The organism is Aeromonas sp. FDAARGOS 1416 (assembly GCF_019048085.1).
In the GTDB taxonomy this organism is placed as follows: Bacteria; Pseudomonadota; Gammaproteobacteria; order Enterobacterales; family Aeromonadaceae; genus Aeromonas; species Aeromonas veronii.
This window is the reverse complement of sequence record NZ_CP077301.1, coordinates 1,570,774-1,586,401: the sequence shown is the minus strand read 5'-3', so window position 1 is coordinate 1,586,401 and position 15,628 is coordinate 1,570,774. Positions and strand designations below refer to the sequence as shown.

The 15,628-nt window shown below is 57.0% G+C and carries 13 protein-coding genes; 9 read left to right on the top strand and 4 right to left on the bottom strand.

Annotation, left to right across the window (positions count from 1 at the left end; translation table 11 throughout):
- Nucleotides 1-11: 11 nt before the first annotated feature.
- On the bottom strand, nucleotides 12-1,250 hold the full coding sequence (locus tag I6L46_RS07005; protein WP_216977739.1) for a PD-(D/E)XK nuclease family protein: 1,239 nt from the start codon (nucleotides 1,248-1,250) through the stop codon (nucleotides 12-14).
- A gap of 255 nt (nucleotides 1,251-1,505) precedes the next feature.
- Here I6L46_RS07005 and I6L46_RS07000 point away from each other — a divergent pair, with 255 nt between their 5' ends.
- Complete coding sequence (locus I6L46_RS07000) at nucleotides 1,506-2,336, top strand: hypothetical protein (RefSeq protein WP_216977738.1); 831 nt, start codon at nucleotides 1,506-1,508, stop codon at nucleotides 2,334-2,336.
- Between the two features lie 79 nt (nucleotides 2,337-2,415).
- Here the strand turns inward: I6L46_RS07000 and I6L46_RS06995 are convergent, their stop codons facing one another.
- Together I6L46_RS06995 and I6L46_RS06990 are read right to left on the bottom strand one after the other, a co-directional pair.
- Nucleotides 2,416-2,619, bottom strand: coding sequence for a hypothetical protein (locus I6L46_RS06995; RefSeq protein ID WP_216977737.1), 204 nt, complete (start codon nucleotides 2,617-2,619; stop codon nucleotides 2,416-2,418).
- Between the two features lie 394 nt (nucleotides 2,620-3,013).
- The gene (locus I6L46_RS06990; RefSeq protein ID WP_254203141.1) at nucleotides 3,014-4,339 is read right to left on the bottom strand and encodes a triacylglycerol lipase; all 1,326 of its coding nucleotides are present in this window, start codon (nucleotides 4,337-4,339) and stop codon (nucleotides 3,014-3,016) included.
- Nucleotides 4,340-4,551: 212 nt separating this feature from the next.
- Here I6L46_RS06990 and I6L46_RS06985 point away from each other — a divergent pair, with 212 nt between their 5' ends.
- Complete coding sequence (locus I6L46_RS06985; RefSeq protein ID WP_216978026.1) at nucleotides 4,552-5,556, top strand: Wadjet anti-phage system protein JetD domain-containing protein; 1,005 nt, start codon at nucleotides 4,552-4,554, stop codon at nucleotides 5,554-5,556.
- A gap of 41 nt (nucleotides 5,557-5,597) precedes the next feature.
- On the opposite strand, the gene I6L46_RS06980 is transcribed toward I6L46_RS06985, so the two are convergent.
- A complete protein-coding gene (locus tag I6L46_RS06980) occupies nucleotides 5,598-6,191 on the bottom strand; it encodes a hypothetical protein (RefSeq protein ID WP_040070009.1) in 594 nt (197 codons plus the stop codon).
- Nucleotides 6,192-6,796: 605 nt separating this feature from the next.
- Here I6L46_RS06980 and ygeW point away from each other — a divergent pair.
- The 7 genes from ygeW (at nucleotide 6,797) to I6L46_RS06945 (ending at nucleotide 15,586) form a co-directional block, all read left to right on the top strand.
- Nucleotides 6,797-7,984 (top strand): knotted carbamoyltransferase YgeW, encoded by a 1,188-nt coding sequence (ygeW, locus tag I6L46_RS06975; protein WP_040070007.1) that lies wholly within the window; start codon nucleotides 6,797-6,799, stop codon nucleotides 7,982-7,984.
- Nucleotides 7,985-8,121: 137 nt separating this feature from the next.
- Nucleotides 8,122-9,321: a diaminopropionate ammonia-lyase gene (gene dpaL / locus I6L46_RS06970; protein WP_040070005.1), complete on the top strand. Its 1,200-nt coding sequence runs from the start codon at nucleotides 8,122-8,124 to the stop codon at nucleotides 9,319-9,321.
- A 139-nt stretch (nucleotides 9,322-9,460) separates the two neighbouring features.
- Nucleotides 9,461-10,678 (top strand): YgeY family selenium metabolism-linked hydrolase, encoded by a 1,218-nt coding sequence (locus I6L46_RS06965; RefSeq protein ID WP_101530615.1) that lies wholly within the window; start codon nucleotides 9,461-9,463, stop codon nucleotides 10,676-10,678.
- Between the two features lie 114 nt (nucleotides 10,679-10,792).
- Nucleotides 10,793-12,217, top strand: coding sequence for a dihydropyrimidinase (gene hydA / locus I6L46_RS06960; protein WP_216977736.1), 1,425 nt, complete (start codon nucleotides 10,793-10,795; stop codon nucleotides 12,215-12,217).
- Nucleotides 12,218-12,312: 95 nt separating this feature from the next.
- Nucleotides 12,313-13,245 (top strand): carbamate kinase, encoded by a 933-nt coding sequence (gene arcC / locus I6L46_RS06955; RefSeq protein ID WP_216977735.1) that lies wholly within the window; start codon nucleotides 12,313-12,315, stop codon nucleotides 13,243-13,245.
- 171 nt (nucleotides 13,246-13,416) lie between these two features.
- A complete protein-coding gene (locus tag I6L46_RS06950) occupies nucleotides 13,417-14,340 on the top strand; it encodes a DMT family transporter (protein ID WP_216978025.1) in 924 nt (307 codons plus the stop codon).
- Between the two features lie 160 nt (nucleotides 14,341-14,500).
- Complete coding sequence (locus I6L46_RS06945) at nucleotides 14,501-15,586, top strand: calcium/sodium antiporter (RefSeq protein ID WP_042011257.1); 1,086 nt, start codon at nucleotides 14,501-14,503, stop codon at nucleotides 15,584-15,586.
- The last annotated feature ends 42 nt before the right edge of the window (nucleotides 15,587-15,628 follow it).

The following is a 15,628-nucleotide window of genomic DNA, read 5'->3' as shown; positions in this document are numbered from 1 at the left end:
GCTTGCATGTATTATGTGAAAAGAGATTGGAAACTACTTTCCATTCTAAAAATGTGTTGTATTAGTTGCTCGATACGAAGAGTTCTATTTTCAACTTGAGTAAAATAAACATAGGTGCAGCTTTCATTTTTTTCATATTCTTCGAATGCTATTGGATGTGGGCATCCTTGTTCTGGATCAAAGTAATAGCAAGATAACCAATTAGGGTCCTTGGCTGAAACTGCGTTACCCACCCCAACATTGTTGTTGACTGACAACTTTAGCTCTTGGTTAACACACAGTTGGTTATTTTTGTCATGACAGCGCAGGCCATAATGTAGCCATGAATACACATTTATGTAGGTCCATATACTCTTGAAACTATCTTCATATATACAGTAGCGTATTCCAATGTTACGATGGTTTTTGCTTTTGAAAAAATATGCATGACAAATGTCATCTATATTACTTCCGCCATATATTTCAGGTTTCTTCCCTACAGAGATTAGTTTTGCATTCAGTTCGTTCCAAAACAATCTCATAATACGTTCTTGTGCATAAACGACCGCTTCAGATATCGATAAGGCAGCGAGCATTTTCTCAGTAGAACCAGCAATTTCGGTAGAGAGAGCAGGGATAAGGCTATTTTTATGAGTCAATTTTTCCACCAATGATAGATATTGATTAAGGGTTTGTTTTACTACTGACTCGTTAGGCGCCTGTGCTACGCATTTCTGAAGCCATGTTAAAATGTGTATATCAAAAGAAATACAATTGATATGTTCTATTGGTAGTTTTCCTAAACTATATAGTGATGGTTCTTTACCATTTAAAGTGAGATAAAATATTGATACCCTTTCATTATTTTTTGCACGAAAAAATAACTCATCATAATAGTCATTAAGTTGATTACATTGATCTCCAGCATCAATTTTCATTTCAATGCCGATCAGATGACTTTTGGTGCTGATGGTAAAATCTATCCTTCTTCCTGATCTAGTTAAATCCTCTCGTCGAACCTCTATGCTATGAGCATCGACATCCAAGTTGATTATTTCAAGAAGGGTCTTTACAGGAAAATAACCAAGATTGTGTGCACCTCTAGGATTTAATAGCTCATATATAAACCTTGAATGTGTACCGACCTCATCTTTTTCAATATTAAGGATGGAAAATAGATTGAAGTTTACACCATTATGAACGCTGGCCTTTTCATGTTCAACAATTGTTGAGTGTACTTTGTCAAGTAGACATTCTATCCTTGAGTTCAAGTATTCACCTGTGAGCACGGTAAGTGAAAGATAATATTATGTAGATACATTGTATACTTGCATAAATAATAAAAACTTGATCAACACGATGTTTATAAAACATTTGTATGTATAAATGTAACTGATGATACTCTGAACGAATTACCGTGTCGCCCTCTGAACCGTTTAACCAGAACGGCTGGAGCAGTGGACGCATGAGTGACAAGCATTAACTGAAAATGGTTGGCAGGACTATGTATATGGGGAGCAGGCAGAATGAAAGTGGCAAGATGGAATGTCAGGGCGCTGTTTAGCCGCAAGAGCAATGAGGTGCGGGGACGTTATGGGGTGAAGGACCTGCTGTTGCTGGGAACATTGTGGGTCGCACTTCCCGCATCAGCCGATGAAGAGCAGTTGCCGGCCGAATATCGCCCCTTTGTGCAGCAGTTGGTCGATGCGGCAGAAGCCCGGGATCATCAGGCCCTTGCCAACCAGATGAAGTATCCCTTCAAGCAGGAGTATCCCATTCCTGCCATCAAAACCCCGGCGGAGATGCTGACCCGTTTTGACGAGGTATTTGATGACGTCATTTTAACAAGCATCGCTACATCCCGGGTCGGGCAGGATTGGCAGACCATGGGCTGGCGCGGCATTATGCTGGGCAGTGGCGAGGTCTGGATGGATTTTGATGGCAAGGTGATCGGTATCAATCATCAGACGGCGCAGGCCGCCAAATTGAAAGCCGAGCTTATCGCCAGGCAGAAGAGCGATCTGCATCCCAGTGTGCGGGAGTACAAGAACCCCGCTTTGATGTGGCAGACCGAGAAATTTACCATCCGCATCGACGAGTTGGACGATGGCCATTATCGCTACGCCTCCTGGGCCAAGGGCAAGAAGCTCGCCGACAAGCCGGATCTGGTGCTGAAAAATGGCACCGTCAGGGTGGAGGGGACGGGGGGCAATCATACCTATCTCTTCACGAGCGGCCCCTATCGCTACGAGTGCGTCGTCACCATACTGGGTGAGCGAGGTGTGCCATCGGGTGAGCTGGTGGTCTATAAAGACGACGTCGAGATAGTGCATCAACCGGTGATCAAGGTGCTGTGACAGCAAATCCACATAAAGAGAGATCAAAGAGCGGCCAGGTGCCGCTCTTTTGCTTTCGAAAATAGAGAGATGAGCTGCGCTAGGTTTGTGGCACCCTGACCCCTTTATCGAGATAGAGGCTGCTGAAGTGGGCTCGGTGGATGACAAACATCACCTGATGGCGGCTGCCGTCGGAGAGGATAATAAAATCCCCCGCCTGAGCGGGGCTTTGCAAGGTGATCTCCTGCTCGGGGGCGGTCAGGCGATCGACATCTTCCTTGAAGGTGAGGGTGTAAGAGTACATATGGCGCTCCACTGCTGGCTCATATCAAACACTCCGTTGAAGGTAGTTGCTGGCAAGGGGGCGCGCGGCGCCCGATTGGCGCTGTTAGACCAAATATCAGCGATGAGAACGTGCGTGGCTTCAGTCGGGTTGTTCTGCTGAGGTGCGCTTGAGGCGTTTACATCAAGGCCATTGGTATCAAAACGATGGTAAAGGGGCGAAAGGGGGATGAAAAAACCGCCTATTGGCGGTTTTTCTTATGCGGTGGGCCCTACTTCAGGGCCTTCTTCAGCTTCTTGATCTTGCCTTCATGCTTGGCAATTTTCTCAAGACGAGCGGCGATCTTCTTCTTGATCTCTTTCTTGCTTGCTTTGGCCATCGGTGGCGCTCCTTTGCAGTGGGGACACATCAAGTGTCAGTGTGGGTCTTCCCTTTGACGTCCCAGAGTGCCACAGGGCTCCTGTGTGAACCAGCATTCTGTTGCTTTAATAGCCAGTTCGCTATAACTGCAAGGGCTGAGCCAGCGCAGCAGTTGCTGGCCAACCTGCGGGTTGGCGAGCAGGGCCATATGGCTGGTGCGATAGACAATCAGGGTATGGGCAGGAAGAAAAGCCAGCTGATGGCGCGCTTCGTTGTGCTGACCGAGGGCACTGCGTAGCGGCACCAGTCCATCGCCAATCAGCCGGTCGGCCAGCAGGCTGCGCTTGGCGGCAGTGGTCGCGGCGATGGCATAACAGTTGACGCTGCAGGGTAAGGGGAGTGGAACGCGGGGATCGCGCAAGGGCACGGCGGGGTCGGGTTGGGCCACTTCGTCGATCACCTTGCCGTGGCGCAGATCCTTGATGCCTGCACTGCGCAGCCGCGCCAGTCTGACGAAGGGTTCGCTGTAGGCGGTAGCGGGCAACAACTGTTCCAGCCAGTGACCTGCATGTTCGAGCGGTGCGCCATGATGTGGTGTGCCGAGAAATATCAGGTTGGCAAGGTGCGCAGGCCAGGTGAGCCCGGCCACGCCGGCATGGTGGCAGGCGCTGCGTGCAACCAGTCCCCCCATGCTATAGCCCATTATCGTTATCTCTTTGAGCTCTCCCGGCCAGTGGGCGAGCAACTGCTCCAGCAACAGAGCAAGTTGCTGCCCGTTTTGTGCGATGGGCAGGCCCGAGTTGTAGCGCAGGTAAAGAGGCTGATAGCCAAGCGCGTTGGCAAGTTGCTCCCCGTGATTGACCGGCTTGCCTTGATGCTCGGTCTGCCACTGCAGATCGTTCATGCAGAGGCCATGGATCATCAGCAGCACCCGTCCCTCGCGGGGTAGATCCTTTGGCATCGCTTGCCAATCGAGGGGCTTGCCCTGATAGCGCAGTGTCATGGGGGTGGCGAGGGCATTGTGGTGCTCGACCAGCTTGTCCCCCAACATGCCGTTGAGCGTGGCGATCAGGGCTGCACGTTTCGGGGTTTCGGGGATCTGGTGGGGCGGCGGTGTGGCTGGCAGGCTGCTGAGTAGTTGGTTGATACCGCTGCTTAGGGTGTTGGCGGTGCCATGTACCCCCTTGTAGACCAGCCCGGTGATCCCGGCTGTTTTTCCCTCATCCCGTCCCTTGAGCCCCATACCGCTCAGTACCGCCTGATGTACCGCTTCGGTGATCTCTACCGCGGCGGGCAGCGCCAGAGTCAGCAGGTGCGCCAGCTCGCGGATATCCGAAAGATGCCAGGAAGAGGATGGCAATGGGTCTGTGGCGTCGGTCATGGCAAGCCCTTGTGAAAGCGGGGGTCTCGTTGTCGTGTCGCGAAGAGCGCAACGTATCTCTATATCAAACCAGCTTGCGCCCTTTGTGGCGGGTTTACCAGTAACGGGCCATGCATGGCGGGGCTGATAAGAACCGCTTGCGAAGCCGGTCACGGTAATGACAGGGAAAATCACCTCTACTTCGTCATATGAAGCCACATGGAGAAGTGATGATGTCGCTGTTTGATGAGGTGCGGGTACAGGATTTGTGTGCACGGTTGCTCGATAGCCAGAACGGAAAGGGCTGCTCCCTTGAGAGTCGGCATGGCCGCGAGTTGAAGGATCTGTTGCAGGCAGTGGCGGGGATCAAGCCGGTTGGCCGAGGTGCTCATTATGCGTTGACCGACGCGGGGCGGACTTATCTGACCGGACAACTGGCACGGGCAGAGCACCCCGAACCGGACAAGGGTGAGCTGCTGCAACGTTTGGGAGTGAGTTTGCCTGCACGGCTCAATCAGGCCTGCTTTTATGCCCTCTGGCATGGGGACAGCAAGCATTCGCGATCAGCATCCCTTGCAGCGCCAATGCTTGCGGACTTGACGCTCACGCAAGATGAGGTGATCCGCATCCGCACCCTCGAGCCGCTCTCACTGGTCGATCGGCAAGGCCAGCAGCACGATATGACGGTAATGATGGCGCTGCTGGGAGAGTTGGCGTTGCCGGAGCGGACTCTGGGCATGCTGGCGGCCATCGGCTGGCAGGGGGAACGGGTCATTACGGTGGAGAACAAGGGGGCCTTTGTCGACTACCCGCTGCAACCCGGGCAACTGCTGCTCTTTGCTCCCGGTCGCAATACCTCCCTGGCCAAACAGCTGATCCCGCTGCTGCCTGCGGGCGTGCAGTGGGCACATTTCGGTGATCTCGATCAACGGGGTATCGATATTGCCGTCGAGCTGGCGCGCGAGCTAAATCGACCGGCCATGCTCTGGCTTCCCTGTGAGCTGCAACCTTATCTGGATCACTATGCCCGTCCGGTACGCACCTTTGCGACGGACAGTGGCAAGGTGCCCTGGCGTGTGACTAAGCAGGCTGATCAGGTCGATAGTCATGGCGCGTTGGCAGGCGTTCCCTGGCTCGATAAACTGATCACAGACGGGACTTGGCTGGAGCAGGAGGTATTGATTCTGGCGCCTCGCTGGTGGAGCTGGTCATTGGAAGCGATGGGCAATCAGGTGTGAAACGGGGAGCCTGTGCTCCCCGTCATTTCGTGGTCAGCTGCTTACTTGGCGTTGATGGGCCCCTTGGTGCCGGCATCATTATCGACCCAGCCATCTTCACCCTTGATGCGGCGATCCCCCTGAATGGTGTAGATGACCATGCCATCCTTGAACACCAGCGCGCCATCGGATTTTTTGGCATTGACCTTCTTGTCGTTGACCCACACCTGATCCTTGCCATCGATGCGGATATTGGCCACGGTGGCGCCGGTTTGGGGGAAGGTGGCGATCCAGTTGCCCGTATAGGGGCTGCCGCTGGTTGCCGCGGCCGGAGCATTGCCAACACCGGCAGCCGCGTTCTCAGCCTTGGTTTTGTTGATATCGCAGCCATTGAGCTCGCTCACCTGAGTGCAACCCGAGCGCTCCAGCTTCTGCTCATAGCTCAGATTCAGACCGCCCTCCGCCGCAGGGGCAGCCGTGCCAAATCCCGCCTTGGCATTTTCCGCTTTGGTTTTGTGAATGTCACAGCCCTGCGCCTCGGTAACCTGGGTACAACCGGATCGCTCCAGTTGCTCGGCATATTTGGCGCTGATGGCGTAGGCAGGGGCGATCCCGAGCAGGGTCAGGGTGATGAGCAGAGCGGCATTCCTGGACATAGATAATCCCTCAAAGATGTAAGTCATGCAGGTTCTTCCGCGCAGTTGCGGCAGTGAACGTCGGGCTCTTCTGAGCATCCGAGACAGATGCGCAGCTGGCGTATTCACGTTAGCACCTTGGGCCAACCGCGCCCAGCGATGTGGCCGGAAGATAAGGCGAGAGGCGATACGGGAGTGCAGGGGAAGCGAGATAGCAGCAGTGTCAACGCTGGAGAGATCATTCCAAGAGAAAAGGTGTTGCGGGCATTATCATAATGATAACAACAGCCCCGTCGATATCATTTCAGCCCCTGAAACTGACCTTTGATGATAATTCTCACCGATGCCGAGATATCGCCTCTGATTATTATCACTCGGCTATTTTATGGCTTGGCTGATCCGCTCACCTTTTTATGGATTAAATCGCTGAAATAGCCGCTGATTTTGTGGGTGGCATCACACACTTTTGCCATTTATTAATATCTGCCTGCATTTTATTGGTTTGGCACGGTTATTGATTGCCTCATATCGAAGCTAACCGACGCGCTCACCCACAACCGGGATGCTGGTGACATCGTGAGTGAAAGGGGAGCTATCCATATCTCATCCAATGATTGGGGCGAACGATGAAAGCAGTTAACGAATTAATCAAAGAGATCAGAGCACTCAAATCCAACCTGCATGAAAAAGATTTTCTGCTGACCTGGGAGCAAACTCCTCAGGAGCTGGAGCTGGTATTGAAACTGGCCGAATCCCTCAAGACCCTGCGCGCCGAAAATATCTGCACCAAACTGTTTAACAGCGGGCTCGGTATCTCGGTTTTCCGCGATAACTCCACCCGAACCCGCTTCTCTTACGCCTCTGCCCTGAACCTGCTCGGCCTGGCCCAGCAGGATCTGGATGAGGGCAAATCCCAGATCGCCCATGGCGAAACCGTCCGTGAAACCGCCAACATGATCTCGTTTTGCGCCGATGCCATCGGGATCCGTGACGACATGTTCCTCGGTGCCGGTAACGCCTATATGCGCGAAGTGGGCGCCGCACTGGATGAAGGGTTCGAGAAGGGAGTGCTGCCCCAGCGTCCGGCGCTGGTCAACCTGCAGTGCGACATTGATCACCCGACCCAGTCCATGGCTGATCTCGCCTGGTTGCAGGAGCACTTCGGCAGCCTGGAGAGCCTCAAGGGCAAGAAGATTGCGATGACCTGGGCCTACTCCCCCAGCTACGGCAAGCCGCTCTCCGTGCCCCAGGGCATCATTGGTCTGATGACCCGTTTCGGTATGGACGTGACCCTGGCCCACCCGGAAGGGTATGACCTGATCCCGGATGTGATCGAAGTGGCCAAAGAGAACGCCAAGGCCTCCGGCGGCAGCTTCCGTCAGGTCACCTCCATGGAAGAGGCTTTCAAGGATGCGGATATCGTCTATCCCAAGTCCTGGGCCCCCTACAAGGTGATGGAGCAGCGCACCGAGTTGCTGCGCGCCAATGATCACGCCTGCCTCAAAGAGCTGGAGAAACACTGCCTTGAGCAGAACGCCAAGCACAAGGATTGGCACTGCACTGAGGAGATGATGAAGCTCACCAAGGGGGGCGAGGCGCTCTATATGCACTGCCTACCGGCCGATATTTCCGGCGTCTCCTGCAAAGAGGGCGAAGTGACCGAAGGGGTATTCGAGAAATACCGTATCGCCACTTACAAAGAGGCGAGCTGGAAGCCCTATATTATCGCCGCCATGATCATGGCCCGTAAATTTTCCGCCCCGGCAGAAACTCTGGAAAATCTGATTAAAGAGGCGCAAAAGCGGGTGAAATAAATAACGGCAGGGCAGGGTGAATATTCATCCTGCCCATACTGTCGAATTCATTATTTCGAGTTTTCTCCCCGTGGTATCTGAATAACGGATCTCCCGGCGAGGCAGCTCTTTGTCAGGTAACGCCTAGTGAGGTAAGCATGTCCCAATTTTCGCTGAAGATGGATATTGCCGATAACCGCTTTTTTACCGCCGAGCCATCTCCGCTGTTTTCTCGCGCCGAAGCACAAAAGGCTCGCGCTTTTCATAAAAAACTGGCCGGTTATGAACCGACCCCATTGTGCGACCTGAAAGATCTGGCCGCCTATATCGGGGTGAAAAATATATTGGTCAAGGACGAGTCAAAGCGCTTTGGCCTCAACGCCTTCAAGATGCTGGGTGGCGTTTATGCCATCGCCAACTTGCTCTGTGAAAAGTACGGGGTGGCCATCGAGGATTTCTCCTTCGATCTCATCAAACGCACCATCAAGGAGCCGATGACATTCGCCACCACCACAGATGGCAACCACGGTCGTGGCGTTGCCTGGGCCGCCAAACAGGTGGGTCAGCATGCGGTGGTCTACATGCCCAAGGGCTCGGCCCAGGAGCGGGTTGACCACATCCTCAATCTCGGTGCCGAGTGCATCGTCACCGACATGAACTATGACGACACCGTGCGCCTAACCATGAAGATGGCCGAAGAGCGCGGCTGGCACATAGTGCAGGACACCGCCTGGGAGGGCTACACCAAGATCCCGACCTGGATCATGCAGGGTTACTCCACCCTGGCCGACGAAGCGGTCGAGCAGATGCAGGCCATGGGCATCAAGCAGCCGACCCACGTGTTGCTGCAGGCTGGCGTTGGTGCGCTGGCGGGCGGTGTGCTCGGTTATCTGGTGGACTGCTTCGGGGCGAAAAACCTGCACAGTATCGTGGTCGAACCGGATCAGGCCGACTGCATCTTCCGCTCCGGTGTGGCGGGGGAGATGGTCAACGTGGGGGGCGACATGCGCACCATCATGGCCGGTCTCGCCTGCGGTGAACCCAATCCGCTCGGCTGGCCGCTGCTCAGAAGCTGCACCACCCAGTTCATCTCCTGTCACGACAAGGTGTCGGCATTGGGCATGAGAGTGCTCGGCAACCCCCTTGGCAATGATCCACGCATCATCTCCGGTGAGTCCGGCTCGGTCGGTACCGGCGTGCTGGCGGCAGTACGTCACCACCCGGATCGCGCAGCGCTGATGGCGCGCCTCGGGTTAAGTCGCGACTCCGTGGTGCTGATCATCAACACCGAAGGGGACACCGATGTGACCCACTACCGGGAAGTGGTGTGGGAAGGCAAACATCCTGCCTGCGATTAACCCCGGCTGTGAGTAACCCCTGCGAGAGCAGAGAGACGAATTGAAGAACTGATCGCGCCTCGCCAACGGTGCGCGGTAACGGGCACAGGGCGCGGCCGACGAACAGGCCGCGCACTCTCAGTTGTTATGGAGAATCACAATGAGCAAGCAAATTCCGTTTGAAATGGTGTTGGAGAAGGCCTACCAGTACAAGGCCGAGATGAGTCAGTTCCTGCGCGACATGATCGCCATCCCGAGCGAGAGCTGCGATGAAGAGCGCGTCGTGCTGCGCATCAAGCAGGAGATGGAGAAGGTTGGCTTTGACAAGGTCGAGATCGACCCCATGGGCAACGTGCTGGGCTATATCGGCCACGGCCCGCACCTGATCGCCATGGATGCCCACATCGATACCGTGGGCGTCGGCAACATGGCCAACTGGAAGTTCGACCCCTATGAGGGGATGGAAGATCACGAGATCATCGGTGGCCGCGGCGCATCTGACCAAGAAGGCGGCATGGCATCCATGGTCTATGCGGGCAAGATCATCAAGGATTTGGGACTGGAAGATCAGTACACCCTGCTGGTGACCGGTACCGTGCAGGAGGAGGACTGCGATGGCCTCTGCTGGCAGTACATCATCGAGCAGAGCAAGATCCGCCCCGAGTTCGTGGTCAGTACCGAACCCACCGACTGCCAGATCTACCGTGGCCAGCGTGGTCGCATGGAGATCCGCGTTGAAGTTCAGGGTGTCAGCTGCCACGGCTCTGCGCCGGAGCGCGGTGACAACGCCATCTTCAAGATGGGCCCGATCCTTGGCGAGCTGCAGGAGCTGAGCCACAACCTCGGCAACGACGACTTCCTCGGCAAGGGCACCCTGACCGTCTCCGAGATCTTCTTCACTTCGCCGAGCCGCTGCGCCGTAGCGGACAGCTGCGCCGTCTCCATCGACCGCCGTCTCACCTGGGGCGAGACCTGGCAAGGGGCACTCGACGAGATCCGCGCCCTGCCTGCGGTGCAAGCCGCCGGTGCCGAGGTCTCCATGTACCAGTACGACCGTCCGGCCTATACCGGTCTGGTCTACCCGACCGAGTGCTACTTCCCGACCTGGAAGGTGGAAGAGGATCACATCACCGTCAAAACCCTCTCCAAGGCTTATCGCGAGCTGTTCAACAAGGAGCCGGTGGTGGACAAGTGGACCTTCTCGACCAACGGTGTCTCCATCATGGGTCGCCACGGCATTCCAGTCATCGGTTTTGGCCCGGGTAAAGAGCCGGAAGCCCACGCGCCGAACGAGAAGACCTGGAAAGAGCATCTGGTCAAGTGCGCCGCCATGTACGCCGTGATCCCCATGCTCTATCTGGCCGAGCTGGACAAGTAAGGGGGCTGCCGGGTGGTGACTGCCATCACCGCCCGTCTGTTGCAAGTGTGGCAAGTGCCCCGACTCCATTGAGGCGGGGCTTTGCTGTTTGAAGTGATGTTCGAGGTGGTGGGAATGAAACGGCTGATCAAAAACGGTGTGCTGGTCGATGCGCAGGGTGAATATCGTCAGGATCTGCTGATCGAGAGCGGGGTGATCCGCGCGCGGGCCGCCGCTATCCAGCCCGATGGCGAGACCGACGTGATCGATGCCAGCGGCTGTTATGTGATGCCGGGTGGCATCGACGTCCATACCCACTTCAACATCGATGTGGGCATTGCCCGCAGTTGCGATGACTTTTTCAGCGGTACCCGTGCTGCCGCCTGTGGTGGCACCACCACCATAGTCGATCACATGGGATTTGGCCCGGCGGGGTGCAATCTGCATCACCAGCTGGCCCGCTATCACGACTATGCCGCCGATCAGGCGGTGATCGATTACAGTTTTCACGGCGTTGTCCAGCATGTGGATGACGCCATCCTCCACGAGATGGCCGCCATGGTGCAGGAGGAGGGGATCAGCAGCTTCAAGCTCTATCTCACCTACCAGTACAAGCTGGGGGACCATGACGTGCTGCGCGCCCTGGCCCGCCTCAAGGAGGTGGGGGCGCTTGCCACCGTCCATCCCGAGAACGATGCCGCCATCGCGGCGCGCCGTGCGGCCCTATTGGCCGCCGGTCACCATGAACCCTGGTATCACCCGCAAAGCCGCCCGCTGGAGTGCGAGGCGGAGGCTGTGGCCCGGATGATCAATCTGGCGGGGCTCGCTGGCAATGCGCCGCTCTATATCGTCCACCTCTCCAATGGCTTGGGACTGGAGTATCTGAAACTGGCGCGTCGTCAGGGCCAGCCAGTCTGGGTGGAGACCTGCCCGCAATATCTGCTTTTGGATGATTCCTGTTACTACCGGGAGAACGGGGTCGACTATCTGCTGAGCCCGCCGCTGCGCTCACGCCGCGAGCAGGACAAGCTGTGGGTCGGTATCGCTGCGGGCGACATCGATACGGTGGCGACCGATCACTGCAACTTCTCCCACGCCCAGCGCATGACCCTCTCGGGGGGCGATTTCAGCTGCTGCCCCAACGGCTTGCCGGGCGTCGAGAACCGGATGCTGCTGCTGTTTGCCCACGGGGTGTTGGGCGGGCGCATCTCGCCGTCCCGCTTCGTGGCCCTCACCAGCGCCAACCCGGCGCGCCTGTTTGGCCTCTGGCCGCGCAAGGGCAATCTTCAACCGGGGGCCGACGCTGATCTAGTGCTGATGGATCCCCGCGGTGACACCCTGATTTCTCACCCACTGCTGCACGACAACGGTGACTACAGCCCCTACGATGGGATGCGCTGCCCCGGCCGGATCAGGCTGACCCTCAGTCGCGGCGATATAGTCGCCCGCGATGGCGAGTTCCTCGGGCGGCGTGGTCACGGCCGCTTTCTGGCCAGAACGCCCTTTGATCCGGCGTTGGCGCCGGAGCTGCACTCGCCTTGCTCCACTGTGGCCGTCTGACAATCCGTTCGAAATACGCAAATCAGCAAGGTTATGTGAACAACGAAAGGTGGGCCGGTATTGCGCCGGCTTGTCCCATCACTGGAGATAACAAGATGAAACAGAGAATCGTACTGGCCCTTGGAGGCAATGCGCTGGGCAACAACCTGCCCGAGCAGATGAAGGCGGTGCAGAGCACGGCGGGCACCATTGCCGACCTGATCGCCCAGGGGCATGAGGTGGTGGTGACCCACGGCAACGGCCCGCAGGTGGGGATGATCCAGCAGGCGTTCGAGGTGGCTGCCCGCCATGACCCCAAGGCGCCCCATCTGCCCATGTCGGTCTGCGTGGCCCTGAGTCAGGGTTATATCGGTTATGACCTGCAAAACGCCCTGCGCGAGGCCTTGCTGGCGCGTGGTATTCACAAGCCGGTCGCTACACTGGTGACCCAGGTGGAGGTGGATAAAAACGATCCCGCCTTCCAGGACCCGAGCAAACCCATCGGCGGTTTCTTCAGCAAGGAGGAGGCCGAAGCATTGATGGCTAGGGGCGAGCGGCTCAAAGAGGATGCCGGCCGTGGCTATCGCCGGGTAGTGGCATCCCCCAAACCCGTCGATATCATCGAGAAAGAGACCGTCTCTGCCATGCTGGCCGCCGGTCAGGTGGTGATCACCGTCGGTGGTGGCGGCATCCCGGTGCTGCGGGAGGGCAATCACCTGCGCGGAGCCAGTGCGGTGATCGACAAGGATTGGGCCAGTGCCAAGCTGGCGGAACTGATTGACGCCGACATGCTGATCATCCTTACCGCGGTAGAGAAAGTGGCCATCAACTTCGGCAAGCCCGATGTGCAGTGGCTCGATACCCTGAGCGTGGCCGATGCCAACAGCTTTATTGCACAGGGGCAGTTTGCCAAGGGATCCATGCTGCCCAAGGTGGAGGCGGCGCTCTCGTTCGCTACCTCCATGCCGGGGCGCAAATCCCTGATCACCTTGCTGGAGAAGGCCGCCGACTGCATTGCCGGCAAGACGGGAACTCTTATAAGCCGCTAGGTGTTCCAGCTCGGGTTGAGTGTGATTGCGGGGGCCGTCGGCCCCCTTGTTCATTTTGGGGCAGTCATGGTCAGCGGAGGATGAGCGGCGTAAGATGGCCGCCTTCAAGCGCGGGCAATACGCCGAGAACAGACCTGGCGCAATGAGTGACAAGAGGTGAGTAACAAACAAATGAGTGGAAAGATCAATATGGCGGCGTTGGTGGGATTGATCCTGCTCACCGCCATCTGGAGTTACAGCTGGATCGTGATGAAGCAGGTGATGCTCTACGCGGGGGCCTTCGAGTTCACCGCCCTTCGCTGCCTGTGCGGATCTCTGGTTCTGCTGCTGGTATTGGCCCTGCGCGGGCGCCGTTATCTCAAACCCACTCCGTTTCGCTATACCCTCGCCATCGCCCTGTTCCAGACCTGCGGCATGGTGGGGTTGGCCCAGTGGGCTTTGATCAGCGGCGGGGCGGGCAAGGTGGCTATTCTGAGCTACACCATGCCGTTCTGGGTGGTGATCTTCGCGGCGCTCTTTCTCGGTGAGCGGATGCGCAAGCTGCACTATCTGGCGGTCGGAGTGGCCGCCTGCGGGCTGCTGCTGGTGATCCAGCCCTGGCAACTGCACCTGGATTCCATGAAGAGTGCGCTGCTGGGGATTGCCTCCGGTATCTGCTGGGGGATCAGCGCCATCATCGCCAAGCGGATGTATGCCCGCCATCCCGGGGTGGATCTGATGTCCCTCACCACCTGGCAGATGATCTACGCAACCATAGTGATGGCGCTGGTGGCGGCGCTGGTGCCGGAGCGCCCCATCGACTGGCAGCCCTACGTGATGGGGGCGCTGGCCTATAGCGCCATCTTCGCCACCGCCATCGCCTGGAGTCTCTGGCTGTTTGTGCTGAAAAAACTGCCAGCGGGTATCGCCGGCCTCAGCACTCTGGCGGTGCCGGTGACCGGCGTGCTGCTCTCCTGGTGGCTGCTCGGGGAGAACCCGGGGCCGGTGGAAGGGAGCGGCATCGCCCTTATCGTGCTGGCGCTTCTCGTCATCAGTCGCAAGGGCAAGCGCTCTGTGGTGTCGGTGGCGGGGGAGACCCGCATCAAGCACGGCTGAGTGGTGACTGGGCTGCCAGTGGCACGATAAACAGCACTCAAAAGAGCCCGCGACAGGGGACCAGCCCCTCGTTACAATGGCGTGGTCTGACTGTGCTGGAGCACAGGTATCTGATTTATTGTGATTATTTCAACGAACCTAACGGCAAGGATGAGACCGTATGATGACGCTGGTGTGGTTGGCTGTAGGCCTGGTGTGTCTGGTGGTGGGGGCCGAATCTCTGGTGCGGGGCGCATCTCGCCTCGCCACCATGATGGGGATATCGCCACTGGTGGTGGGATTGACCATAGTGGCCTTTGGGACCAGTGCTCCCGAGCTGGCTGTGAGCATCCAGTCTGGCCTCGAGGGGCAGGCAGGGATAGCGGTGGGGAACGTGGTCGGCAGCAATATTTTCAACGTGCTGTTTATTTTAGGTATTTCGGCACTGATCGTACCGTTGACCGTCTCCCAGCAACTGGTACGTCTCGACGTTCCCTTGATGATAGTGGTCTCTTTTCTGGTGTTGTTGCTGGGCTACGATGGCCGTATTGCACCACTGGAAGGGGCGCTGCTGTTTGCCGGCATCATCGCCTACACCGCGTTTCTCTTTGTCCAGAGTCGACGGGAAAACAAAGCGGTGCAGGCGGAGTATGAGCAGGAGTTTGGTACCCGTGAAGCGAGTACGGCGGGCAACTGGTTGCGCAATCTGCTCTTTATTGCCGCAGGTCTGGGTCTGCTGATCCTCGGCTCCCGCCTGCTGGTTGGCAGTGCAGTGGAGATTGCCCACTACTTCGGGGTGAGCGATCTGATCATCGGCTTGACCATAGTGGCGGCCGGTACCTCCTTGCCCGAAGTGGTGACCTCCATCGTTGCAGCCCTGCGCGGGGAGCGGGATATCGCTGTGGGGAACGTGGTGGGCAGTAATATCTTCAATATCCTCTGCGTGCTGGGGCTCACCTCCATCGTCACTCCCGGTGGGCTTGAAGTGTCGGCCACCGCCCTTCAGTTCGATATTCCGGTAATGATTGCGGTGGCGCTTGCCTGCCTGCCCATCTTCTTTACCGGTTACACCATCGCCCGCTGGGAAGGGGCCCTGTTTCTGGCCTACTACATCGGCTACACCTGCTGGCTGATCCTCCACGCCACATCCAGTCCGCTGCAAGGTCAGTTCAGTGCAGCGCTAACCGGTTTTGTGTTGCCGCTCACCGCCATCACTCTGGTTGTGCTGGCGGTGCGAGCCTGGCGATTGCAACGAACCCGGTCGTGATGCAGGTTCTCCTGATGTAAAGGCGCTGCATCAACCGACAGG